This window comes from Pinisolibacter sp. DMC100, from assembly GCF_056313705.1.
Genome location: NZ_JBQUZT010000006.1, coordinates 41946 through 65432, shown reverse-complemented (window position 1 = coordinate 65432; position 23487 = coordinate 41946). Strand labels below are relative to the sequence as shown.

The 23487-nt window shown below is 70.3% G+C and carries 18 protein-coding genes; 2 read left to right on the top strand and 16 right to left on the bottom strand.

The annotated features are described in order from the left end of the window. Positions 1 to 2: 2 nt before the first annotated feature. From ACT541_RS17685 to ACT541_RS17610, 16 genes are all read right to left on the bottom strand, one after another. On the bottom strand, positions 3 to 1931 hold the full coding sequence (locus ACT541_RS17685; RefSeq protein WP_476138421.1) for a bifunctional 2',3'-cyclic-nucleotide 2'-phosphodiesterase/3'-nucleotidase: 1929 nt from the start codon (positions 1929 to 1931) through the stop codon (positions 3 to 5). A gap of 64 nt (positions 1932 to 1995) precedes the next feature. Continuing rightward, on the bottom strand, positions 1996 to 2589 hold the full coding sequence (locus ACT541_RS17680) for a MotA/TolQ/ExbB proton channel family protein (protein WP_476138420.1): 594 nt from the start codon (positions 2587 to 2589) through the stop codon (positions 1996 to 1998). Continuing rightward, positions 2589 to 5138: a TonB-dependent receptor gene (locus ACT541_RS17675; protein ID WP_476138419.1), complete on the bottom strand. Its 2550-nt coding sequence runs from the start codon at positions 5136 to 5138 to the stop codon at positions 2589 to 2591. Before ACT541_RS17675 ends, ACT541_RS17680 begins: the two co-directional genes overlap by 1 nt. 37 nt (positions 5139 to 5175) lie before the next feature. After that, the gene (locus tag ACT541_RS17670; RefSeq protein ID WP_476138418.1) at positions 5176 to 5871 is read right to left on the bottom strand and encodes an energy transducer TonB; all 696 of its coding nucleotides are present in this window, start codon (positions 5869 to 5871) and stop codon (positions 5176 to 5178) included. Between the two features lie 55 nt (positions 5872 to 5926). Next, positions 5927 to 6331, bottom strand: coding sequence for an ExbD/TolR family protein (locus ACT541_RS17665; RefSeq protein ID WP_476138417.1), 405 nt, complete (start codon positions 6329 to 6331; stop codon positions 5927 to 5929). Positions 6332 to 6587: 256 nt separating this feature from the next. After that, on the bottom strand, positions 6588 to 7232 hold the full coding sequence (locus tag ACT541_RS17660) for a histidine phosphatase family protein (protein WP_476138416.1): 645 nt from the start codon (positions 7230 to 7232) through the stop codon (positions 6588 to 6590). Continuing rightward, positions 7214 to 8539, bottom strand: a complete 1326-nt coding sequence (locus ACT541_RS17655) for a DVU_1553 family AMP-dependent CoA ligase (protein WP_476138415.1) — start codon at positions 8537 to 8539, stop codon at positions 7214 to 7216. The genes ACT541_RS17660 and ACT541_RS17655 overlap by 19 nt, the downstream gene beginning before the upstream one ends. Beyond that, complete coding sequence (trsS, locus tag ACT541_RS17650) at positions 8536 to 9921, bottom strand: radical SAM (seleno)protein TrsS (protein WP_476138414.1); 1386 nt, start codon at positions 9919 to 9921, stop codon at positions 8536 to 8538. Before trsS ends, ACT541_RS17655 begins: the two co-directional genes overlap by 4 nt. A 17-nt stretch (positions 9922 to 9938) precedes the next feature. Next, complete coding sequence (locus ACT541_RS17645) at positions 9939 to 11111, bottom strand: DVU_1551 family NTP transferase (protein WP_476138413.1); 1173 nt, start codon at positions 11109 to 11111, stop codon at positions 9939 to 9941. Then, the gene (locus ACT541_RS17640) at positions 11108 to 11566 is read right to left on the bottom strand and encodes a DVU_1555 family C-GCAxxG-C-C protein (protein WP_476138412.1); all 459 of its coding nucleotides are present in this window, start codon (positions 11564 to 11566) and stop codon (positions 11108 to 11110) included. The genes ACT541_RS17645 and ACT541_RS17640 overlap by 4 nt, the downstream gene beginning before the upstream one ends. Then, the gene (gene trsM / locus ACT541_RS17635; RefSeq protein ID WP_476138411.1) at positions 11563 to 12273 is read right to left on the bottom strand and encodes a DVU_1556 family methyltransferase; all 711 of its coding nucleotides are present in this window, start codon (positions 12271 to 12273) and stop codon (positions 11563 to 11565) included. The genes ACT541_RS17640 and trsM overlap by 4 nt, the downstream gene beginning before the upstream one ends. Then, positions 12273 to 12491, bottom strand: coding sequence for a DVU_1557 family redox protein (locus tag ACT541_RS17630; protein ID WP_476138410.1), 219 nt, complete (start codon positions 12489 to 12491; stop codon positions 12273 to 12275). The genes trsM and ACT541_RS17630 overlap by 1 nt, the downstream gene beginning before the upstream one ends. After that, positions 12488 to 14845, bottom strand: a complete 2358-nt coding sequence (locus tag ACT541_RS17625; RefSeq protein ID WP_476138409.1) for a pyridine nucleotide-disulfide oxidoreductase/dicluster-binding protein — start codon at positions 14843 to 14845, stop codon at positions 12488 to 12490. The genes ACT541_RS17630 and ACT541_RS17625 overlap by 4 nt, the downstream gene beginning before the upstream one ends. 122 nt (positions 14846 to 14967) lie before the next feature. Continuing rightward, the gene (locus ACT541_RS17620; protein WP_476138408.1) at positions 14968 to 17733 is read right to left on the bottom strand and encodes a molybdopterin-dependent aldehyde oxidoreductase; all 2766 of its coding nucleotides are present in this window, start codon (positions 17731 to 17733) and stop codon (positions 14968 to 14970) included. A 115-nt stretch (positions 17734 to 17848) separates the two neighbouring features. Further along, on the bottom strand, positions 17849 to 18688 hold the full coding sequence (locus ACT541_RS17615; RefSeq protein WP_476138407.1) for an XdhC family protein: 840 nt from the start codon (positions 18686 to 18688) through the stop codon (positions 17849 to 17851). A gap of 316 nt (positions 18689 to 19004) precedes the next feature. Beyond that, positions 19005 to 21014, bottom strand: coding sequence for a sigma-54-dependent Fis family transcriptional regulator (locus tag ACT541_RS17610; protein ID WP_476138406.1), 2010 nt, complete (start codon positions 21012 to 21014; stop codon positions 19005 to 19007). A 324-nt stretch (positions 21015 to 21338) separates the two neighbouring features. On the opposite strand from ACT541_RS17610, the gene adh reads away from it, so the two are divergent. Further along, positions 21339 to 22859 carry an aldehyde dehydrogenase gene (gene adh, locus ACT541_RS17605; RefSeq protein WP_476138405.1) on the top strand — a complete coding sequence of 507 codons (1521 nt, stop codon included), beginning with the start codon at positions 21339 to 21341 and terminating at the stop codon, positions 22857 to 22859. Positions 22860 to 23038: 179 nt separating this feature from the next. Continuing rightward, a complete protein-coding gene (locus tag ACT541_RS17600; RefSeq protein ID WP_476138404.1) occupies positions 23039 to 23443 on the top strand; it encodes a DUF779 domain-containing protein in 405 nt (134 codons plus the stop codon). The last annotated feature ends 44 nt before the right edge of the window (positions 23444 to 23487 follow it).

Genomic DNA, 23487 nt, shown 5'->3' with positions numbered 1-23487 from the left:
CCTCACGCGAGGTCGAAGGCCCAGCGTGTCCAGCCCTCACGGACGGCGGCGATCTCACGCAGTTCCGGCGCCTCGGCGAGCCGGGTCCGGGCCTGCGGCGCGCCGTCGAAGGCGACGGTGGTCGGCTTGCCGAGCGGGGCGAAACGCCAGGGGCGTTCGTCGGGCACCGTCACCTCCGGCTGCTCCATCACCCACTTCAGGACGACGTCGCGGTTGCCGTCGGGCGCGCGCAGCACCACTCGGCCGCCGTCCATGCCGGGGAAGCCGCCGCCGCCGTCGGCGCGATAGTTGTTGGTGACGACCAGGAACTCCGACGCCTCGTCGATCGGCCGGCCCTCGTGTTTCAGATCGGAGATGCGTCCGCCCTCGGGCGTCACGATGCGGCCCTGGGCATCGGTGCGCGGCGGGCGCGTGACGTCGATCGTCCAGGTGAGCCCTGAGATCACGTCGAAGTTGTAGGACGGGATCTTCGGCTCGATGAGCGACTGCACCTCGGCCGCGCCCGGCACGATGCGGGCGAAGACGCGGGCGGCATGCTCGAGCCATTCGCGCAGCAGCGCGCCGGTCACCTTCACCACCACCAGCGTGTTGGAATAGGCGTAGAGATCGGCGACCTGGCGCAGCGCCACCGGTCCGGCCGGGATGTCGATCCACGAATCCGGCGTGTAGCCGGCGCGGAACGGCGCCATCGCCGAGAGCAGCGGCAGTTTCTCGTATTCGGTACCGGCGAGGAGCCGGCGGGCGTATTCGGTCTGGGCGCGGTTGACCAGCGTCGTCGCCGGATCGCGCCCCGTCCAGACGAAATAGCTGTCGATCGAACGGGCGAAACGGCCGGCCGGCTGGTCGACATACGCCCGGGTCGCCTCGTGTTCCGGGCGGACGAGGCGTTCGACCTCCGGATCGGGCTCGACCAGAGCGACCGTCTTCTGCCCGTCGCGCCGGGCGATCGGCCGTGCCTCGCAGGCGAAGTCGGCGATCCGCCAGCGGCCGCCGTCCTGGACGAGCCCGAGATCGACGACGCCGAGATGGCTGCCCCAGAAGCCCGGCATCACCGCCGGCTTGCCGGCGAGCGTTCCCTTGACCGCGTCGACGCCCGCCTGTCCCGCGAAGTCGGGGCCGGGCAGCACGCGATGGGAATGGCCGGTGACGACCACGTCGATGCCAGGCACCTCGGCCAGATGCAGGCCGGCGTTCTCCTCGCCCTTGCGACGCGGCCCGCCGCCGACGCCGCCGTGGCAGAGCGCAACCACCACGTCGCAGGCCGCGCGCAGCGCCGGCACGTGGCGTTCCGCCGCCTCGATCACGTCGTCGGTCGTGAGACGCCCCTCGAGGTTCGACTTGTCCCAGACCATGATCTGCGGCGGCGCGAAGCCGATCACGCCGATCTTCAGGTCGTGCGCCGTACCGGCCTCGTCGACGAAGCGACGTTCGAGGATGGTCGTCGCCGGCAGGAAGGTCGTACCGTCGGCGCGGCGGATGTTCGCCGAGATCTGCGGGAAGGCCGAGCCGCGCAGCGAGCGCTCGAGGAAATCGAGACCGTAGTTGAACTCGTGATTGCCGAGCGTCGCGGCGTCGTAACGAAGCGCGTTCATCACGCGATAGGCCGGATGGATCGCGCCGTCCGCGAGACCGCCGCGCGCGATCTGGTCGGCCAGCGGGTTGCCCTGCAGGAGATCGCCGTTGTCGACCAGCAGCGTGTTGGCGAAGCTCTTCCGCGCCGCCGCGATCAGCGTGGCGACGCGCGAGAGCCCGGTCGTCGGGTCCGGCCGGGCCTTGTAGTAGTCCCAGTCGGTCAGCGCCATGTGGAGATCGGAGGTCGCCAGGATCGCCAGCCGCAGCCGCGGCGTGGCGGCGAGCGCCGGATGGAGCCCCGAGGCTCCGAGAAGGGCGGCGGCGCCGAGGAAGTCGCGGCGGCTGGGATGGATCGACATGGCGGCCCTCGTCGAGCGCGGAAGCAGGACGGACGCGCGGCCGCGAAAGGCCGCGCGTCGAGGATCAGCGGGTGGCGGCGAGCAGGAAGCTCTTGAACTCCTCGAGGATGACGTCGGCCACCCGGTGGAGGAGGTTGTGGGCCATCAGCCCGTAGAGCGCCGTGCCGATGCCGATGGCGGTGGCGAGCAGCGCCGCCGCGATGCCGCGGCTGACCGCCGCCGGATCGGAGATGCCGCCGGCCGACAGCGCGTCGAACGTGTCCATGATGCCGAGGATGGTGCCGAGCAGGCCGAGCAGCGGCGCCGCCGTGACCACCGTGTCGAGCACCCACAGACGCGCGGAGACCCGCGCGTCCATCGTCAGGTAGAGCGCCGAGGACAGGTCCTCGACGCGCGACCGGGTGATCTCCGGCTCGTCCTGGACGGCGACGTAGTCGGCGATCGACCGGGCGAGCACGTCGCGCCCGGCGAGGCTCTCGCCGCGCGACGTCAGTCGACCGGAGGCGTCGAGCCCCTTGCGGATGCGATGCACCCGCCACTTCAGGATGCCGTAGTAGACGATCCGCTCCACCAGCACGAAGGTCAGCAGAGCCGCGAAACCGTAGAGAACCGCGATGCAGATCTCGTGGAAATAGGCGGTGTCGATGTGAATGCCCATCAGAACGCCGCCTTGAAGGTGAGCATCATCGAGAAGCCCTCGCTCATGTAGTAGGTCGGCGCCGAACCGGAGATCGTCGAGCCGAGGACGGAGGTCGTCGCGGCCGCGTTGGTCTTGGTCGAATAGATGCCGGTCAGCATGCGCTGGTCGAGCAGGTTGGTCATCGACAGGCGCAGTTCGGGCTTCTTGATCGTCGCCTTGTCGGCCACGTTGACGTCGCCGAAGCGATAGCCGAGCGCGGCATCGAGGCGGGCGTAACCCGGCATGCGCTCGTCGTTCATGTAGGTCGAATACTGCGGGCCGACGTATTTGACCGAGGCATTGGCGAGATAGGTGCCGTCGTCCCAGTCGAGGCCGAGGGCGGCGATGACGTTCGGCGACTTGGGCAACTGCTTGCCGGCGGTGGCGTACCAGTCGTTGCGATAGGGCGAACTGCTGTTGATCCGCGTGGTGGTCGGCAGATTGTCTTCCATCCGCGTCAGACCCAGCGACATCGAGGCATAGGGGCGCAGGCCGCCGAAGAAGCGGCGGGTGCCGACCTCGGCGTCGAGGCCGATCTTGTTGACCGTGCCGGCGTTGGTGTAGCTCGACACCGAGTTGCCCGAGCCGTCGAGCACGTAGGTCGACACCTGACGATCGGTGAAGTGAGTGCCGTAGGCCGACAGCGACGTGGCGAAGAGCTCGCCCTGATAGCGATGGCCGAACTCGATCGTCGTCGCCCGCTCCGGATTGGGCCGGCCGGCCGGCGAGATGGAGCCGCTCGAGGTCGAGAAGCTGTCGTAGAGCGCGTAGTTCGGCACGCTGCGGAAGGCGGTGGCCAGGCTGACGAAGGCCTGGTGCTCCGGCATGAACTTCCAGTTCAGGCCGATCTGCGGCAGCGTCGCGACGTCGGTGAAACGGGTATCACGCGTCGTGCCGGGCGCTTCGTTGGTGATGTCGCGGGTGACGAAGGCCTGCTTGACGCCGTAGTCGAGCTTCAGCGTGTCGCCGAACATCGACCAGGTATCGCCGAGGAAGAACATGTGGGTCGTGGTGCGCGTGGTGGCGAGGCGCTTCATCAGCGTCTGGCCGGCGAGCGGACCGGTGGTGATGGTGTAGCCGTCGCCGTCCGTCATGAAGTAGTCGCGGACGTTGCCGGAGGCGTCGAGCGACTGATACGGGCCCGACTGGCGATGGAACGCCTGCTCGAACCAGTAGCCGCCGACGATCTTGTGGTCGCCCCACTCGTAGGTCAGCTTGTTGACGATGCCGGGACGATAGGTCCGGGTGATCGACGGATTGTAGTAGTTGACCTTCGTGCCGGCGGTGACCGTGCCGCTGCCGTTCCAGTCGACGCCGTTGACGCCGACGTTGCCGTAGTAGACCGACGAGCCTTCCGTCATGGTCGAGACGCCGCCGCCCGAGCCGAAGCCGTACCAGAAGTAGGGCACGACGTCGTAGGTCAGGTTGTCGGTGATGCGGAAGTCCGACGGCAGCGAGACGATCGCGTTCTCGAACGGATTGGCCTTGTACTTGTAATAGTTCGTGTCGGTCGAGGCATTGCCGGTCAGATTGGCGTTGTAGTTCGGCAGCCAGGTTCCGGTGTTGAACTGCGCCAGCGTCGGGTTGGCGTAGAAGTTGTTGAGCGCACGGTTGTAGATCACCGAAGCGCGGATGTGATTGCCGGGATCGAGGTCCCACACCATCTTGGTGTCGATGTGGGTGCGGTTGTCGGTGCCGACACCCGACCAGTGATCACGGTAATTGTAGGAATAGGAGACGTAGCCGCGGAAGTTCTCGATCTGGCCGCTCTCGAGGCGCAGATAGTTGCGCCAGTGATTGTGCATGCCGATGGTCGAGGAGACGTAGCCGCCGCGCTCCTTCGACGGATCGCGCATGTAGAGGTTGATCACGCCGCCCGACGAGCCGATGTGCGGGCTGTCGAGGTCGGGCGTGCCCTGCGCCACCGAGACCTGCTGGATGTTCTCGCCGTCGACATATTCCTGCGGATAGAGCGCGTAGTTGCCGGAATCGTTGACCGGCGCGCCCTCGATGGTGAAGCCGATCTGGCCCGATTCCGCACCGCGGATGGTGATGTCGCCGCCGTTGAGGCCGGTCGCGTCGGTCGAGGTCGCGTTCACGCCCGGCAGCAGGTCGATCATCTGATAGGGGTTGGCGGTCGGCGGCAGCTTGTCGATCGCGTCACGCGTCACCGTCGAGCGGGTCTTGGGGACCTCTTCCTCGATCATGTAGCCGCCGCCGAGATCCTTGCCGGTCGAGCCACCCGCCGAGGTGCCCTCGGTCGAGCCGCCGCCCTGGGCGTAGACGGTGCCGAAATCGGTCGGCGCCGCGGTCATGCCCGGCAGGGCGCGGGCATCGCGGCGATGCTTCGCCTCCGCCGCCGGAGCGGCCGGGGCGGGAGCCGCCGCGGCCGCGGCCGGCTTGGCGCGCTGCTTCTTCTTGTCGACCTGCGTCGCCTGATCGGCGGCCGAGGGCTGGGACTGCGCCTGCGCACCACCGCACAGGGCGGTCGTGGCGAGCAGGGCGACGGCGAGAAGACGAAGGGTCATGGGGATCGGTCCTGTCGGTTCGTCTGGCGCGAAGGGTTCAGAATTGGATGCGTCCGGAGAGCGAGCTCGCACCGCCGGCGAGCGCACCGCAGCCGGAGGAGAGGACGCTCGACCGGGCCGCGGCATCGAGGATCGACGAGCCGGAGCTCGCGGTGACCGAGACGCCGGTGATCGACGTGCCCGAGATCGAGACGGTGACGCCGACCGATCCGTGCGGGTTCTGCAGCCGTGCCTCCTTCGAGGTCGGGTAGCGCGCCCGGCTCTGCAGGCAGGCGCGGAACTGTGCCGCGTTGCCGGCCGAGGCGGGCCGCGCCGGCGCGGCGGCCCTGGCGGCCGGCGCCGGATTCTCCGCGGCGGGACGCACCGGCTTCGGCTTCTCCTCGCGCGGCTTCTCCGGTTTCGGCGGCTTGGGCCGATCCGGCTTCGGCGGAACGGGTTTCGGCGGCTCGGGCTTCGGCGGCGGGGGCGGCGGCTCGACCGCCGGCAGCGGATCGGGCACCGGCGGTTCCGGTGGCGGCGGGGGCGGCTCCGGCGGCGGGGGCTCCTCGGGTTTCGGGGGCTCCGGCGGCGGCGGTTCCGGCGGCGGCTCTTCCGCCGGCGGCGTCGGCGTTTCCGCGGCCGCTTCCTCGGCGGGCGCCAGCGACAGTTCCATCGTCGTCTCCACCGGCGGCGGAGGCGGCAGCGACGCGGCCGAGGAGGCCGCGGCATAGACCGCCCCGGCCATCACCAGCATCGCGACGGCATTCGAAAGACGAGCGTCCCGGTCGGGTTTCATGATCGGCACGCACTCACTTCGCCCTCGTGACGATCTGCGCGCTGCCGACACCCGCCGACTTCAGCGCGTCGAGAACGCTCACCAGAGTCTGCAGGGCGGCGCCCTCGTCGCCGGCGATGACCACCGCCGCCGGCTTCTCGGCGGTCGCGGTCTTCAGCGTCTCGGCGAGTACGGCGAGCTCCATCGGCCGCCCGTCGAGGAAGATCCGACCCTCGCGATCGATGCCGACGGTGTAGCGGACCTTCTCGACGACCTTGTCGGGATGCGCCGAAGACGGCGGATTGACCTTGAGGCCGAGCGCCGGCAGCACGTTCGTGCTGATCAATACAAAGAATACGAGAAGGAACATCATCACGTCGATCATCGGAATGATCTCGATCCGTGCGTGACGTTCCTTTCTCTCCGGCCAGACTCGCATGTCGTTACACCACAAATATGCCTTATTGCGGCGCAAACGTAGACGATATAGCAAAACCTATGATGACAACCCGCACGTTTATTCGGCTAATATTGAAAATCAACGATTCGTAAAGGTTTGTACGATCGCGCAACAGCGTCCGCGACGGGGCGGCACGTTGCAGTGCGACAGGCGGCGCCGCTTCGATCCGAATTCATGCGGGAGGGGTGGCCGACGGTTCCCCGATCGGCCCGGCGGGTCGATCGACGCCCGGCCGTCAGGCGGCCTGCGGCGACGATCCGCGCAGCCAGTCGGCGAGCGCCATCGGCCCGGCATCCAGCAGCCGCGCCACCCATCCGTCGCGCCCGCGCTCCAGCACGTCGACGTGGCCGTAGGTCTTGGGCAGGCGGAAGAGGTTCTCCGGCGCCATGCCGAGAATGCGGCAGAGGATCAGCCGATGGACGCCGGCATGCCCCGCCACCGCGATCCGGGCGTCGCCGGCGTCGCCGGCGATTTCGGCCCAGACCGGCAGGACGCGGGCGAGCACGTCGGCGAAGCTCTCGCCGGCCGGCGGACGGAAGCCGAAGAGATCGCGCCCGCGCGCCGCATGGGCCTCCGGATCGGTCGCGGCCAGCGTCGCCCGGTCGAGCCCCTCCCAGTCGCCCATGTCGATCTCGCGCAGCCGCGCGTCGACCCGGATCGGGATCGCCCGCGGTGCGGCGAGGATCTCCGCCGTCTGCCGCGCCCGATCGAGATCGCTGCACCACACGACGTCGAAGGGCGGCGCCTCGGCGAAGACTTCGGCGAGCGCCGCGATCTGCGCGATTCCGGCCTCGCTCATCGCCAGATCGGTGCGCCCGAGATAGCGGCGATGGCCGTCGCCGACGACCGCGCCGTGGCGGATCAGGTGAACGCGGCGCATCGCGCCTCCTCCCGGATCAGCCGGCGCTTGCCCCGCCGCGCGACGATCGTGCCCTCGCTGCGCCCGACCGCGAGGCGGAGCCGCCCGGTGGCGACGAGCGGACCGACGAGTCCGTCCGACGCGACGGCCGCCTCGACCGCCGCGACGATCGCCGTGTCGGGCCAGGCCGAGACCGCCGCGACGGAGACGGCAAGCGTCGGCGGCGCGCCGTCGACGAAACGGGCCTCGAAGTCGCAGACCCCGTCGACGCCGAACAGGATCTCGTCGAGCCGTGGCATGCCGAAGCGCCGCCCGTCGATCGCGACGTCGCCGTCGAGCCGCCCGTCGAGCCCGACGAGACGCAGCAGGCGCGAGCCACAGGCGCAGGGCGCGTCGATCAGCCTTCCACGGTCGCCGGTGCGATAACGCAGGAGCGGCATCGCACGCCGCCCGAGCGTGGTGACGACCACCTCGCCCGGCTCGCCCATGGGACAGACCGTGCCGGTCGCCGGATCGATCACCTCGACGAGCAGATCGGCCTCGCGGACGTGGAGCCCGGCGTGCGCCCCGCATTCGACGGCCCCGCCGTAACCCGTCTCGGTCATGCCCCAGTGGTCGTGGACGGCCGCGCCCCAGGCCCGTTCGAGACCACGCCTCAACGCCCCGCTCGTATGGTCGGAACTGACCAGCACCGCCCGGAGCCGGATCGGCGCGCCGCCGTCGAAACGCGACACCCGCGCGGCCGCAAGCAGCCGCACCGGCGGCCCGGCCGCCATCGTCGCCCGCTCGCGGCGCAGAAAATCGGCGAATTCTTCCGGCGTCGCGTCGCTCGGCACGATCAGCGGCGTCGCCCCCAGCCGACGCAGCGCCGCGGCGAGCCCATCGCCGACACCGCCCGGCCGATCGGCGGGAAAGGCGATGGCGACGCGGTCTTCGGGACCCGTGAAGAGCGTCATGCCGTGATGGAAGAAGTCGAGCGTCGCCTCGCGGTCCTCGGCCGAGAAGCCGACCCGCTTCGGCGCCCCGGTCGTCCCCGACGTCGGCTGCGTCACGATCCGTTCGATCTCGCCCGCCGACACCGCGGCGAGCGGCGGATCGGCGCGGACGAGATCGTCGGGCGTGGTGAAGGGCAGACGCGCCAGCGCCGCACGACCGTCGATCGGCCCCTCCGGCCAGTCGGTCCGGTCGCGGTAGAACGGGCTGCGGGCGCGCGCATGGGCGATCGTCTCGGCGAGCCGAGCGAACTGCAGCGCCTCGAGGTCGGCACGGCCGAAGTCGGGCGGAAGCCCGTGCAGCGCCGCCAGCCGATCGTCGAGCGGGGTCGTCACGGCGCCGCCTCCCGCCGCCGCGTCTGCGGCCGGTGCAGCGCGCCGCCGTCGCGGTCGGTCAGATTGTAGGCGCAGAAGGGGATCACGCGCTTGTCCGGCGACACGACGTGGATGTGGCATTGCCGCAGCCGCTCGAGGTCGAGCGTCCAGGCGTCCTGGAAGGCCATGCCGGAAAGCCCGAGCATCCGCTCCTGCGCCGCCAGGAACCGGTCGAAGGCATCGCCCTCGCCGTCCAATTCCCCCACCGGCCGCGTCCACTGGCCGGCGACGTAGCGCCGGGCGCGGGCGACGTCGGCGCTCGGCCGGGTCGAGCCGCAACAGGCGCTCGCCTCGTCCTTCGGGGCCTCGGCCGGGACGCCGCAGCACGACGCCTTCGCCCCCGTCGAGCGCAGCCGCCCCGCGGCATCGACCGCAAAACGGCCGCTGAACGAGCAATAGGGGTTCTCGGCCGAACCGGGATTGAAGTCGTCGAGCGCGATGGTGCCGCCCGAATGGGCGATCAGCGCCGCCATCACCTCGGGCAGGGTGATGCGGTCGGCCGCGGTAGGCTCGTGGGGACGGCGGCCGAAATAGGAAATCGGCTGGAAATGCACGGCGCGGACCACCGGCATCAGCGCGATCGCATGATCGACGATGGCGCCGATCTGGCCGTCGTTGATGCCGGGCACCACCGTCGGCACCAGCACCACGCCGATCCCGGCGTCGCCGCAGCGGCGGATCGCCAGGTCCTTCAGCCGCGCCAGCTTCGCCCCGCGCAGCGCCTTGTGGACGGCGTCGTCGACCCCGTCGAACTGCAGGAAGACGCAGTCGAGCCCGGCCTCGGCGAGGGCCGCCACATAGGCCGGCTCCATCGCCAGACGGACGCCGTTGGTGTTGAGCTGGACGAAGTCGAAGCCGCGGGCGCGCACCAGCCGGACGATCTCCGGCAGATCGTCACGCACCGTCGGCTCGCCGCCCGAGAGCTGGATGTGGACGCGGCCGCCGCCCTCGTTGAGCACGTCGAGCCACCCACCGATCTCCTCGAGTGAGGCGTCCGTCCCCTGCCGTCCGGCCGAGGCGAAACACACCGGACAGGCGAGATCACAGCGCGACGTCACTTCGAGCAGGACGCAGCAGCTCTGCTGGCGATGATCGGGGCAGAGGCCGCAGTCGTGCGGACAGCCGCGGTCGACCGTCGTCGCCGTCACCGTCGGCCGAGCCTGCACCCGCGCGCCGGCGCCCCATCGGGCATAGGAGGCGACGCCGCGCCAGACCGGCGTCGAGAAGGTCCCGTGCTCGGGACAGGTCTTGACCAGATGCACCGCGTCGCCGACCACCCGTCGCTCCGCCGGGATCGTCGCCAGGCAGACCGGGCAGACGCTCTCGGTGTCGGTGCGCGTCACGGGGGTCTCGCAGCAGCTCATCGGCCGATCCTGACCTCGACGAAGGGCGGCGCCGCCGGCGGCGCGGGTCCGTCGGCGAAGTCGATGCGGGCCGCGACCGCACGCAACACGGCCTCGGCCGCGGCCCTGCGGCGACGCGCGCCGGCGAGGGCGGCCGGATCGTCGCCGAAACGTCGTTCGGCCGGGGCGAAGCGTTCGTCGAGACCGACGCGACGCTCTCCGGCGATGCACTTGTCGGCGAGATGCACCACCGCCGCCTCGTCGAGCGGGTCGCCGGGAGCGAAGTCGATCGCCATGTGCCGTGCGATCACCGCGGCGACGCGCGGAAAGCCGAGATCGGCGAGGATCGCCGCCCCGACCTCGGCGTGACGCGCGTGGCCCTTGGCGACGTCGTGCAACAGCGCCCCGGCGCCGACGAGATCGACGTCGAGCGCGACGCCGGCGGCATTGAGCCGCCGCGCCAGATCGACCGCCAGCGCCGCCACCGCCCGGCAGTGCCGGCGGATCGGCTCGGCGACCGCATGGGCCTCGAGGATCGCCTCGCATTCGTCGGGCTCCGGCACGTGGCGATGCGCCAGGGCCTCGGCGAGCGCGGCGTGTTCCGGCGGGTGGTCCATGTCGTGGAGACAGGCGCGATCGAAGACGACAACGGTCGAGGCCTCCGCCTCGTGCCGGGCGAGGAGCGCACGCAGGCCCCCTTCGCCGTCGCCGGCGATGATCTCGGGAAAGAGTCCCTTCGGCAGGAAGGGCGGATGGCCGGGCTCGCCGCGGAAGGTCGGATGGACGATGCCGCCCCGCGCCAGCCCCGCCTCGGCGACGCGGGCGAAGGTCGAAGCCCGGACCGCCGGCACGTCGCAGGGGATGAGCAGCGTGCCGGCGATCGCTTCCGGCAGCGAGGCGATACCGGCGCGCAGGCTCGAATACATGCCGAGATCGTAGGCGGCGTTCTCGACCACCACCGCCGGACCACCGGCGAGCACCGCCGCGACTTGCGCCCCGCGATGGCCGACGACGACGTGGATCGGTCCGATCCGGGCCTCGGCCAGCGTCGCCACGACGTGCTCGATCACCGTGCGGCCGCCGAAGGGCAGCAGCGGCTTCGACGAGCCCATCCGGGTCGAGCGGCCGGCGGCGAGGACGACCGCGGCGACGCGGGTGCGGTCGGTCGCGAGGGCGGGCGCGTCGGTCATGGCGTCTCGCTCCGGACCTCGGTCGGATCGATGCCGTGTTCGGCGAGGATCTCGTTGAGCTTGTCCCAGACCTCGCCGATCAGCGCCGGGCAGCGCTCGGCCTTCAGCGCCTGGTCGAACTTCATGATGTCGGCGCAGTCGATGCCGCCGAAGCGCTGCTTCGCCGAGGTGTGGAACCAGCCGGAGAAGGCGTCGAGCACCGAGGCGAAGCGCGGGTCTTCGGCCTCGTCCTCGCCCGCCCGTCCGGCGACGAGGCCGAGCACGCAGCAGCCGCCCGACAGCGCGCCGCAGTTGAAGCCCTGGCCCATGCCGAGCGCCAGACCCGACATGGCGCGGACGAGATCGGGATCGTCGCGGTTCTGCGCCTCCAGCGCCAGTTTCATCAGCACGTGGCTGCACTTGAGCCCGGAGAGCAGCATCTCGGCGATGCGGAAGGTGGTGTCGGGATCGCTCATGACGAAACCTCCGGACCGCCGGCGACGCGCGCGGCGATCAGCATGAAATAGCCCGGCCGGGTCGGCCGCCGGCCGTCGACGGTCGCGCCGCAGCCCTCGCCCCACAGTGCGTCGAGCGAGCCGTGGGCGAAGACGAAGCGCGCCACCCAGTTCTTCAGAACCTGCGAACAGTCTTCGAACCACATCGGCGCGAAGCCGCTCGCCGCGAGGTCGGCCGCGAGATCCCGCGGCACGGCGGCGAGCGCGCCCGCCCCGCCGCGTACCGGATCGGCGCGATCGAAGACGTCGGAGAGCGCCAGATGCCCGCCGATCGCCACCACCCGCGCCCATTCGGCGAGGGCGGCGCGGCGGTCGGGCATGGTCGAGAGCGAACATTCGGCGAGGACGCCGTCGAGCGACCCGGTCGCGAACGGCAGGCGGACGGCGTCGGCGAGGAGGAAACGCGCGGCGCCCTCGCGTTCGCGTGCCCTTCGAAGCGTCGCCGCCGCCCGATCGACGCCGATCGCGCGCAGGCCGCGGCGCGACAGGGCCGCGACCCCGGTCCCCTGGCCGCAGCCGACGTCGACCACCACCCCACCGGCGGGGAAGGCGGCGCGATCGAGGAGGCGTTCGGTCAGTTCCGGCCCGCCCGGCCTGAGCGGTGCGCCGTCCGGGCCGCAGACGCGGCCGTCGCCGTAGAGACCGGCAGTGGACGGCGCGACCTGCATCACTTGTCCTCCAGCGCCTGCTCGACCTTCAGCATCCGCCCCGCCGCGAGTTCCTCGCTGACGTAGACGAAGCCGCATTTCGGACAGCGCGGCAGATCGACCGGGAAGGTCTGGCCGAGATAGGCGGCCTCGATCTTTCCGGGTTCGAGGGCGACGTCGCAGGCGAGACAGATCATCGCCGGCGCTTCGAGGATGGGGGTGGTCGGGGTCTCGGTCACGGCTTGGCCTCCACGCTCATGCGATGGCTCCAGGCGCGGCGCAGAACGAAGCCGTCGCCGTCCGGCTCATAGGCGACCCAGCAGGTCACTTCACCGCTGCGGTGCGCCGCGACGAGACGGCCCGTCGCCGGGTCCTTCAGCCGCCGGCCGGAGGCCTCCGCCTCGGCGATCACGCGCTCGGCGTCCTCGACCAGCAGCAGCTTGCGCTCCATGTCGCGCCGGACGTCCTCGGGCACCGTCAGTGCGATCCGCGGCAATGGAACGTCCATGTCTTCCCCCCAGAGATCGCGCATCAGGTCGGCCTTCAACCGCAGCCGCGCGTCACGGCGGCGCGACAGGCCGGGATCGATCCGCCCGGCCGGATCGCCCTCGTCGGCGAAGACCAGATCGAGCAGATGGGCGGTGCGCTTGCCGTGCTTGGCGAAGGTGTCGCGGCACATGGCGCAATAGGCGAGGAAGTCGTCCGGGCTCTGGGCGATCCGTGCCGTGACGATGGCGTCGGCGACGTCCGCGTCGGCATAGGTGACGAGACCGCCGTAGCCGCAGCAGGTGGTCTTCTCCGCGCCCGTCAGCTCGCGCAGCGCGATGCCACGGGTCGCCGCGATCGCCCGCACCGCCTCCTGCGTCGCCGGGTCGTGGCGCGCGGTACAGGGGTCGTGGATGGCGAGCGGCCCCACGGCGAGGGGGGCCGTGAGCGTCGGCGCCTCGGGCAGGCCGACCATCTCGAGCACCGTCCACAGCGACGCCGCCTCGACCTCCGGATGGAAGTCGCGGAACATCTTGAGGCAAGACGAGCACGCCGTGACGACCTTCGGCTTGCCCATCCGCCGCCATTCGGCATCGAAGGCGGTGCGGATCTCGTCGTGCAGCTCGACCCGCCCGGCCCAATGGGCCGGCGCGCCGCAGCAGTCGAGGAAGAGCCCGACGCCGCCGTCGATCCGCGCCGCGAGGTGATCGTAGATCCGCCGCACGTGATCGGGCCGCGAGCCGGCGAGCTGGCAGCCGGGGAAGAACAGCACCGCGCTCGTGTCGTGGCCGGGCTGGTGACGCACCAGCGTCGCCTCGGCCGAACGGTAGAAGGCGAGCTCGCGCAGGGCGAAGTCGTGATGCGACGGCGGCATCTTGCCCCGCCGCACCATCGACCGGCGGGCGTCGAGACAGACCTCGCCCATCGACAGGTCGTTCGGGCAGATCTCGGCGCAGAGGCCGCACAGCGTGCAGCCGTCGATCATCCGGTTGGCCTTGCGGTTGCCCATGACGATGCCGTCGTTGTTCCAGATCTCGCGGACGTAGCGCTTGGGATAGCTGCCGTAACGGGCGAGGTAGGGACAGGCCTTGACGCATTCCTGGCAGCGGCAGGGGAAGCAGCGCGCCGCCTCCGCCATCGCCTCGGCGCGGTCGTAGCCCTTGACCGGATCGGCCGGCACCACCGGGGCGACCGGCGCATGCGCCTCGACCGCGACATGGAGGCAGGAGGCCTGCGAACCGCTGTCGCCGCGCCCCGCCGTCAGGCTGGCGCCCTGCAGGAAGCGATCGACCGTCATCGCCGCCCGCCGTCCGTCGTGGATCGAGCCGATCGGCGAATAGTCGGCGAAGGTGCCGTCGGTCGCGTGCCGCGTCTCGGAGCGCAGGCAGGCGGCGAAGATCTTGGGATGCGACGTGGTGCAGGCGTTGCAGTCGATCGCCATCCGCCCGTCGGCGGTCATCTCCAGCGTCGGCGCGAAGGCGGGCGTCGGCCCGCGGCCGGGGGCGATCAGCACCGCGTCGTAGTCGGCGGCGAGCCGGTCGAGCCCGTTCGGCCCGTCACCGCCGGACACCCGCGCACGACAGACGATCTCGACGCCGAGCCGGGCGAGCGCGCCGAGATCGGCCTCGATCGCCGAGGGCGGCAGCACGTCGGGATCGAAATGGCGCAGCCGTTCGAGCGGCCGGGCATCGGCCTCGAGCACGGTGACGAGATGGCCCTTCATGGCGAGGTCGTGGGCCGCCGTGAGCCCCGTCAGCCCGCCGCCGACCACGGCGATCCTCTTCGGCTTGCGGGCACGCTGCGGCGCGCGCGTCAGGACCGCGTAGGCCTCCTCGACGCAGGCGCGCTCGAGCGCGGAAATCCCGATCGATCCACCGGCCTCGGCGCGGCGGCAGGCCGGCTCGCAGGGGTGGTCGCAGACATGGGCGACGATCGCGGGAAAGGGGACGATCCGGGCATAGACCGCGAAGGCGCCGACGAAGTCGCCCTTGGCGATCTTCTCGGCCATCGCGCGGGCATCGACGTGGAGCGGGCAGGCGGCCGTACAGGCCGGCGGCTGCTCCTCGATGCAGAGGGCTTCCCATGCCTTGACCTGTTCGCCGTCCATCGTCGCCTCCTTCCGGTATCGGCGGATGGATCCGATCCGGCTTTGGGGAACCCGCAGCATGGAAGATGCCGCGGGTTCCGTCTTTGAGCCGCGTCATGTCCGACGCGACATGACGAAGGTCGTCACTCGGCCGGTTCGCCCTGCTTGGCGGCGGCCGCGCCACGGTTGGCCTCGATGCCCATCAGGATCGCTTCCGGCAGAGCGGGGATCCTGAAGATCCGCACGCCGCAGGCGTTGTAGATGGCGTTGAGGATCGCCGGATGCAGCGCGGTGAGCGGCGCTTCGCCGACACCGGCCGCCCCGAAGGGACCGTCGGCCCGCGGCGTCTGGGAGTAGATGATCTCGATCTCGTCGGGGATGTCCTTCGGATAGGGAATGCCGCAGTCACGCAGGGTGGTGTGGGTTTCCAGATCGTCGAAGTCCTCGGTGAGCGCCAGGCCGATGCCCTGGGCGAGACCACCGTAGATCTGACCGTCGCAGGTCGCCTTGTTGATGACGGTGCCGACGTCGATCGCCGTCGCCAGCTTCACGCAGGTCGCCTTGCCGGTCTCCATGTCGACTTCGACTTCCGGCAGGAAGACTTCGTACATGTAGATCGGGAAGGGATTGCCCTGGGCGGTGTCGGGCGAGCAGTCCGTGCAGGCCGCCGCCACCCACTTGCCGTCGTAGGAGACCGGGATGTTCTCGGCCACCATCTCCTTGTAGGTGCGATAGGTGCCGTCGGCCTTCTTCATGGCGTTCAGCAGCATCTCGGCGGCGACGCGGATGGCGTTGCCGCAGAAGACGTTCGAACGGCTGCCGCCGGCCGGACCGCCGTTGGGACCGAACGTGTCGGCCATCACCAGCTTGATGTCGTCCTGCTTGGCGCCGGCGACCCGGAGCACTTCGTGCGCCATGGTCTGGGCGGAGAGATCCGCGCCCTGGCCGTGGTCTTCCCAACCCGAATGGACGACGTAGCCGTTCGGGGTGATCTCGACGCGCGCCTCGGAGCTGTCCGGACCGTCGAGGCCGCAGCCGTAGATGCCGAGCGAGATGCCGACGCCGCGCTTGGTGGCGGTGTTGACCTTGTTGAACGCGGCGCAACGGGCCTTGGCTTCGAGATACCGCGGCCGGATCATGTCGAAGAGCTGCTTGAACACCAGCACTTCGGGCTTCTGGCCGGTCGGGGTGGTCGAGTTCTCGTTGTAGAGGTTCTTGTAGCGGAACTCGAGGGGATCCTCGCCCATCTTCTCCGCCAGCATGTCCATGGCGATTTCGGACGCCAGGAAGGCCTGCGGGCTGCCGTAACCACGGAAGGCGGAGCCCCAGGCGTGGTTGGTGGCGACGGTGAGGCCCTTGCCACGGATGTTCTCGAGGTGATAGCCGGCGCCGGTGAACTGCGCCTGGCGCAGGGTCACGAGGTCACCGAACTCCGAGTACGGACCGTGGTCGAGCCACCAGTCGGTCTCCATCGCCGTCAGCTTGCCGTTCTTGTCGCAGGCGAGCTTGATGTTGATGTTGGCCGGGCTGCGCTTGCCGGTGTAGGTGATGTTCTGGAACTGGTCGTAGACCAGCGACACCGGCTTCTTGGTGACGAGCGCGGCGACGCCGAGCAGCGCCTCCATCGTCGGCGAGAACTTGTAGCCGAAGGTACCGCCGGTCGGGTTCTGGATGATCCGCAGCTTCTCGGGAGGAATGCCGAGACCGGGGCAGATCATGGCGTGATGGAGATGCACGCCGATCGACTTCGACAGGATGGTCAGCACGCCGTCGTCGTCGACATAGGCTTCGCCGCAGTCGGGCTCGAGATGCAGATGCGGCTGACGCGAGCAGTAGGTGGTGATGTCGACCACCGCCGCCGCGCTCGCCATGAGCGGCTTGGTGTCGGCGCCCTTGACGACGCCCTGCTCGTAGTAGGCGTTCGGCACGCCGGGATGGATCTCCATCGCGTCGGGGGCGAGCGCCGCGAAGCCGGACATGTAGGCCGGCAGCACTTCGACGTCGACCTTGACCTTGGCGGCCGCCGCGCGGGCATGGGCCTCGGTGTCGGCGGCGACGATGGCGATCGCGTCACCGAACTGGAAGATCTTCTCCTTGCACAGGATCGGACGATCCCAGCCGTCGCCCTTGTTGGTCGGGAAGGTGATGAGGCCGGTGATGGCGTTCTTGCCGCCGACGTCCTTCCACGTGATGATCCGCTCGACGCCCGGCATCTTCTCGGCTTCCGCCGTGTCGATGTTCTTGATCAGGCCGTGGCTGACCTCGGCCTGGACCAGCGCCAGACGCAGCGTGCCTTCCGGCATGCGCAGCGCGATGTCGGCGCCGAAGTCCCAGGTGCCCGTGACCTTGGCGAGCGCCGAGGGACGGATGGCCTTGGTTCCGAGGATCGAACCGTCGGCCTTCGGCTTGTCGAGAATCTGTTCGGCGGTCTTCTCGCCGCGCATCATCGCGGCCGCGTCCATCACCGCGTCCACCAGCGGCTTGTAACCGGTGCAGCGGCAGAGGTTGCGATTGCGGTTGAACCAGGCGCGGACCTGTTCGCGCGTCGGGTTCACGTTGTTGTCGAGCAGCACCTTGGCCGACATGATGAAGCCGGGGGTGCAGACGCCGCACTGGGCGCCGCCGTGGGCCATCCAGGCGATCTGCAGCGGGTGCAGGTTCGACGGGGTGCCGAGGCCTTCGATCGTGGTGATCGCGGCGTTCTCGGCGACCTTCGTCATGGGCAGGGTGCAGGCGCGAACCGGCTTGCCGTCGAGCACGACGGTGCAGGATCCGCACTGGCCGTCTTCGCAACACACCTTGCAGCCGGTGAGCAGCATCTGCTCGCGCAGCACGTCCGCGAGGCTCGCGTCGCCTTCGGCGACGATCCAACGATCGACGCCGTTCACGTTGAGAGGAATGCGCTTCATGTTTCGTCTCCTTCCTGCGGTGAGGCGTCCGTCGCCCACGCCGTAGAGACCGATTGGTTTTGGTGTTCTGGGAATTGCCGAATGCGAGTCCGGGTCGACGCGGTCGCCCTCCGCGTCACGAGGCCTCCTTTCTCGTCGCCGCCTGGCCGAGGTTGCGCATGGTGCGCATGATCGGGCGGACCGCCTCGGCGCCACGGCGCCAGGCGATCGCTTCGGCGATCACGGAGACGGCGATTTCCGCCGGCGTCTCCGCACCGATGTCGAGGCCGACCGGCGCATGGACACGCTCGAAGGCCTCGGCCGGCACGCCCTCGCTCTGCAGCGCGGCGAAGACCGTGAGGACCTTGCGTTTGGAGCCGATCATGCCGATGTAGCCGGCCTTGGTTCCGAGGGCCCATTTCAGGACCTTGCCGTCGAGCTCGTGGCAGCGCGTGGCGATGAAGATCGCCGAGCGGCTGTCCGGCTCGAGCCCGGCCATGGCGGTGTCGAAGGACTCGGCGATCACCGAGCGAGCGCCGGGGAAGCGATCCGTCGTGGCGAACTCCTCGCGGTCGTCGACGATCACCGTCGACCAGCCCGCTGCCTCCGCCGCCCGCGCCGTGACGACACCGACGTGGCCGGCACCGAAGAGGTACATCGTCGGGGTCGGCAGGATCGGCTCGACGTAGACGTCGAGACTGCCGCCGCACACCATGCCGGTGTCGAGCTTCGGGTTGTCGTGCAGCGAGAAGGAGACCATCTGCGGCCGGCCCTTGGCGATCACCTCGCGGGCGGCGAGGATCACCTCGGCTTCGGCCGCACCGCCGCCGACGGTACCGACGATCCGGCCGTCCTCGTGGACCACCATCTTGGCGTCCGAGGCGGCCGGAATGGATCCCTTGTAGGCGACGATGGTCGCCAGCGCGCAGGCTCGGCCCGCGTTTCTCTCGTTGATGAGGTCTTCGTAGACGTCCATCGTCATCGCGCTCCGCTTCTGATCCGGTCCGGCGGCGCGTGCCGAGCCGAGGCCCGGGGCTTCCACGCGCTGCGGACGGCCGACCGGCGGGACGAAGGACCCGTCGCGGCCATGGCCGCCGGGGGTCGGTGCGGACGAGAATCCGGCGACCGGCATTTTTCGTCGACGCGCCTCCCTGCGGCCGACGATTCCTTATGTCGAATCTATCATAACGACTGTCGGCTGGCCGACAGATACGCAGTCTCCCGGAGAAACCCGAGGTGAACCGCGGTGTTTCGGCGAAGGCCGAGCCCGTGCCGGGTCCGGTCCGGCGCCGTCACCGACCGTCGAAGAGCCGGCGATAGAGGGTGGAGCGATGGACGCCGAGCCGCGCCGCGGCGCGGGTGACGTTGCCGCCGCAATCGGCGAGCACGGCGCGCATCGCCGCGAGGGTGACGGCGTCGAGCCGCTCGTCGGATCGCTCGGCCGCCACCGCCCCGGCCGGCACCCGGATCGGCTCGCCGCCGGCGGGCGCCGCCGGAGCGACGGTGCTCCGCGGCCCGGCCCTGAGGTCGGCCGGCAGGGCATCGACGGTCAGCACCTCGCCGGGATCGGCGAGGATCGCCAGCGTCCGCAGCACCGTCGTCAGCTGACGGAAGTTGCCCGGCCAGTCGTGGGCGGCGAGATGGGCACGGAGTTCCGGTGCCAGCGTCGCCCCTTCCGTCGCCCCTCCGGTCGCAAGCGCCTGCTCGGCCCACAGCCGATCGATGGCCTCGGCCAGATCGGGTCGGCCACGCAGGGGCGGCAGCTCGACCGTGTACTGGGCGATGCGGAAATAGAGGTCCTGGCGGAAGGCGCGCGCCTCCACCGCCTCAGGCAGGCCCTTGTGGGTGGCGCAGATCAGCGCGAAGTCGACCGGAACCGGCCGCGTGCCACCGAGCGGCGTCACCTCGCGTTCCTGCAGCGCCCGCAGGAGGCGGGCCTGCAGCGGCAGCGCCATGTCGCCGATCTCGTCGAGGAACAGCGTGCCGCCGTCTGCCTCGCGCATCAGGCCCTTGGCCCCCTTGCGCCGCGCACCGGTGAAGGCGCCCTCCTCGTAGCCGAAGAGTTCCGCCTCGATCAGCCCTTCCGGCAGCGCCGCACAGTTGACCGCGACGAAGGGGCGCCCCGCCCGCCGCGAGCCGTCGTGCAGCGCACGGGCGAAGACCTCCTTGCCGGTGCCCGTCTCGCCCTGGACGAGGACGGGCACGTCGGCATCGATCAGCCGCGTCGCCCGGGCGAGCGCCCGGTCGCGCGCCGCGTCGGAGACGATCGCCGGTGCGGCCGGCACCCGCGGCGGCGCCGGGGGCGAAACGACGGCCGGCACGGCGGCGACCGCCGTCCGTCCCGCGCGCCAGCCGACCGAGGACGTCGTGCCGCTGGCGTGCAGCCGGCCGAGGCAGGCCCGGCCGTCGCGGGTGACGAGGCGATCGACCGTGTCGGGGTTCGGGCAACGCCCCTCGAAGAGGTCACCCCACCGCCGCCCCGTCAGCGCCTCGCGGTCGCGTTCCAGCAGCGCCAGCGCGACCCGGTCGACCGCCACCAGCCGATCGTCGCGGAAGGCGAGGAGCCCCTCCCCGCCCTCGCTCGACCGCCCGCCGTCGCGGCGGATGCCGAGGACGCGGCTGCCCGCCGTCGCCTCGAGGAACAGCGTCCGCTCGATCGCCGCGACCGCGGCGCGGACGTCGACGGTCGCGCCCGAGGCCCGTCCCTCGGCGCGGCCGGAGAGATCGAGCACGCCCAGCGTCTCGCCGTCGGGGCCGAAGATCGGCGCGGCGGAGCAGGTCAGCACGCGGTGGCTCTCGAAGAAGTGCTCAGCGCCGAAGACGGTGACGTCGCGCCGTTCGGCGAGCGCCGTGCCGATGGCGTTGGTGCCGGTCGACCCTTCCGACCAGACCACGCCGGGGGTGAGCGCCACCCGCTCGGCCCGGTCGGCGAAGCCGCCGTCGCCGTGGCGTTCGATCACCACGCCGTCGCCGTCGGCGAGGATGACGACGCCGTCGCCGCCCGCCGCCTCGTGCAGACGCTGCATCGCGGTGAGCGCCGCCACCCGCAGCCGCTCGCTGCGGCCGCGGCGTTCGCCGAAGTCGGCGCGGCCGAGCGGCTCGACGGTCGGGCGCATGTCCATGCGCAGGCCGAGCGCGGCGCAGCGTTGCCACGAGCGGCGGATCGGCGCCGGCACCAGATCGTCGGCGATCTCGCCCTCGAGCGCGAAGCGGCGACGGATCGCCGTCATCGAACGCGTCGCCGAACGGGTCGGCAGAATGGTCGAAGGGCCTTCGCGGCGCAGCGGCGGCAGACTGGACATCGTTTCCTCCCGGCGACCGCGTTCGCCCCACGAGGGGCCTTCGCGTCGCTCTCCCTGTTCGGCGTCCGCCTGTTGCCGGCGGATCGCGACGGTCGCGTCCTGCGACGCTTCCCCGCGACGGTTTCGTCGCTTCTTGCGACGGAGGTAATGCGCCTCGGACGTTGCGTCGAGTCCGACATGACGATTCCTCTGCGAACCGATTCGACCCGCTTGTTGCGAGTCAGTCGCTTACCGCAGTGCACACTGTCGAAAGAACGAGACGCGCCGGCGGTTGGCACGGGACTGGCAACCTTCTCCGCACCAGAACACTGGGAGGAAAACGAGATGAACCAACCCGCAACCACCGTCTCCACGCCCGTCACGCCGTTCCGCGCCCGCTACGAGAACTTCATCGGCGGCAAGTGGGTGGCCCCGGTCGACGGGCGCTACTTCGACAACGTCTCGCCGATCAATGGCCGCAAGATCTGCGAAGTCGCCCGTTCGCAGGCCGCCGACATCGAGCTCGCCCTCGACGCCGCGCACGCCGCCAAGGACGGCTGGGGCAAGACCAACGTCGCCCAGCGCGCCTACATCCTGAACCGCATCGCCGATCGCATGGAGGAGAACCTCGCGACCCTGGCGCTGGCCGAGACCTGGGACAACGGCAAGCCGATCCGCGAGACGACCGCCGCCGACATCCCGCTGGCGATCGACCACTTCCGCTATTTCGCCGGCTGCGTCCGCGCGCAGGAAGGCACGCTCTCCGAGATCGACCACGACACCATCGCCTATCACTTCCACGAGCCGCTCGGCGTGGTCGGTCAGATCATTCCGTGGAACTTCCCGATCCTGATGGCGGTGTGGAAGCTCGCCCCGGCGCTCGCCGCCGGCAACTGCGTCGTGCTGAAGCCGGCCGAGCAGACCCCGGCCTCCATCCTCGTGCTGATCGAGATGATCGCCGACCTGCTGCCCCCGGGCGTGCTCAACATCGTCAACGGCTTCGGCCTCGAGGCCGGCAAGCCGCTCGCCTCGTCGAACCGCATCGCCAAGATCGCCTTCACCGGCGAGACCTCGACCGGGCGTCTGATCATGCAGTACGCCTCGCAGAACCTGATCCCGGTGACGCTCGAGCTCGGCGGCAAGTCGCCCAACATCTTCTTCAAGGACGTGGCCAACGAGGACGACGACTTCTTCGACAAGGCGATCGAGGGCTTCGTCATGTTCGCGCTGAACCAGGGCGAGGTCTGCACCTGCCCCTCGCGCGCGCTGATCCAGGAGGACATCTACGACCGCTTCATGGAGCGCGCCCTCAAGCGCGTCGAGGCGATCGTGCAGGGGTCTCCGCTCGATCCCCAGACCATGATCGGCGCCCAGGCCTCGTCCGAGCAGATGGAGAAGATCCTCTCCTACATCGACATCGGCAAGCAGGAAGGCGCGGAGCTCCTCACCGGCGGTGCGCGCAACCACCTCGGTGGTGACCTCGAGGGCGGCTTCTACGTCAAGCCGACCGTCTTCCACGGCAACAACAAGATGCGCATCTTCCAGGAGGAGATCTTCGGACCGGTCGTGTCGGTGACCACCTTCAAGACCGAGGAGGAAGCGCTCCACATCGCCAACGACACGCTCTACGGCCTCGGCTCGGGCGTGTGGTCGCGCGATGCCAACACGCTCTACCGCTTCGGCCGCAACATCCAGGCCGGCCGCGTCTGGACCAACTGCTACCACGCCTACCCGGCCCACGCGGCCTTCGGCGGCTACAAGCAGTCCGGCATCGGTCGCGAGACCCACTCGATGATGCTCGACCACTATCAGCAGACCAAGAACCTCCTGGTCTCCTACAACCCGAAGAAGCTCGGCTTCTTCTGATCGACGACGCGAAGGAGCGCTGCTTCTTCCGATCGACGAGCGGCGCGCCCACGAGGCGCGTCGCCCCCTCCCCCGCGAGCCGACGGTCTCTCCCTCGTCTCTTCCCCCGTCGGCTCGCCGAAAGGCCGCGCCCGTTCCCCGCGGGCGCGGTTCCTTCGTCCAGCGACAAGGAGCGCGCGATGCCCGGAGAATCCTACGGCGCGGCGACGACGGGACCGAACGGCGCCCCCCTGCGGGTGACGGCGACCCCGCTCGCCTTCGCCTTTCTCGACGCCCTGATCGCCCGCCACGGACCGGTGCTGTTCCACCAGTCCGGCGGCTGCTGCGACGGCTCGACGCCGATGTGCTGGCCGCGCGGCGACTATCTCGTCGGCGACGGCGACGTGCTGATCGGCCACCTCGGCGAGACGCCCTTCTACATGTCGCGCTCGCAGTTCGACTACTGGCGCCACACCCGGCTGATCATCGACGTGGTGCCCGGAATGGGCGGCATGTTCAGCCTCGACAACGGCACCGGCCGCCGCTTCCTCACCCGCTCGAGCCTGTTCGACGACGCCGAACTGGCGGCCCTCGCGCCGCTCTGACGGCGCCGAACCGACGACCCGCGCCGCTCTGACGGCGCCGGGCT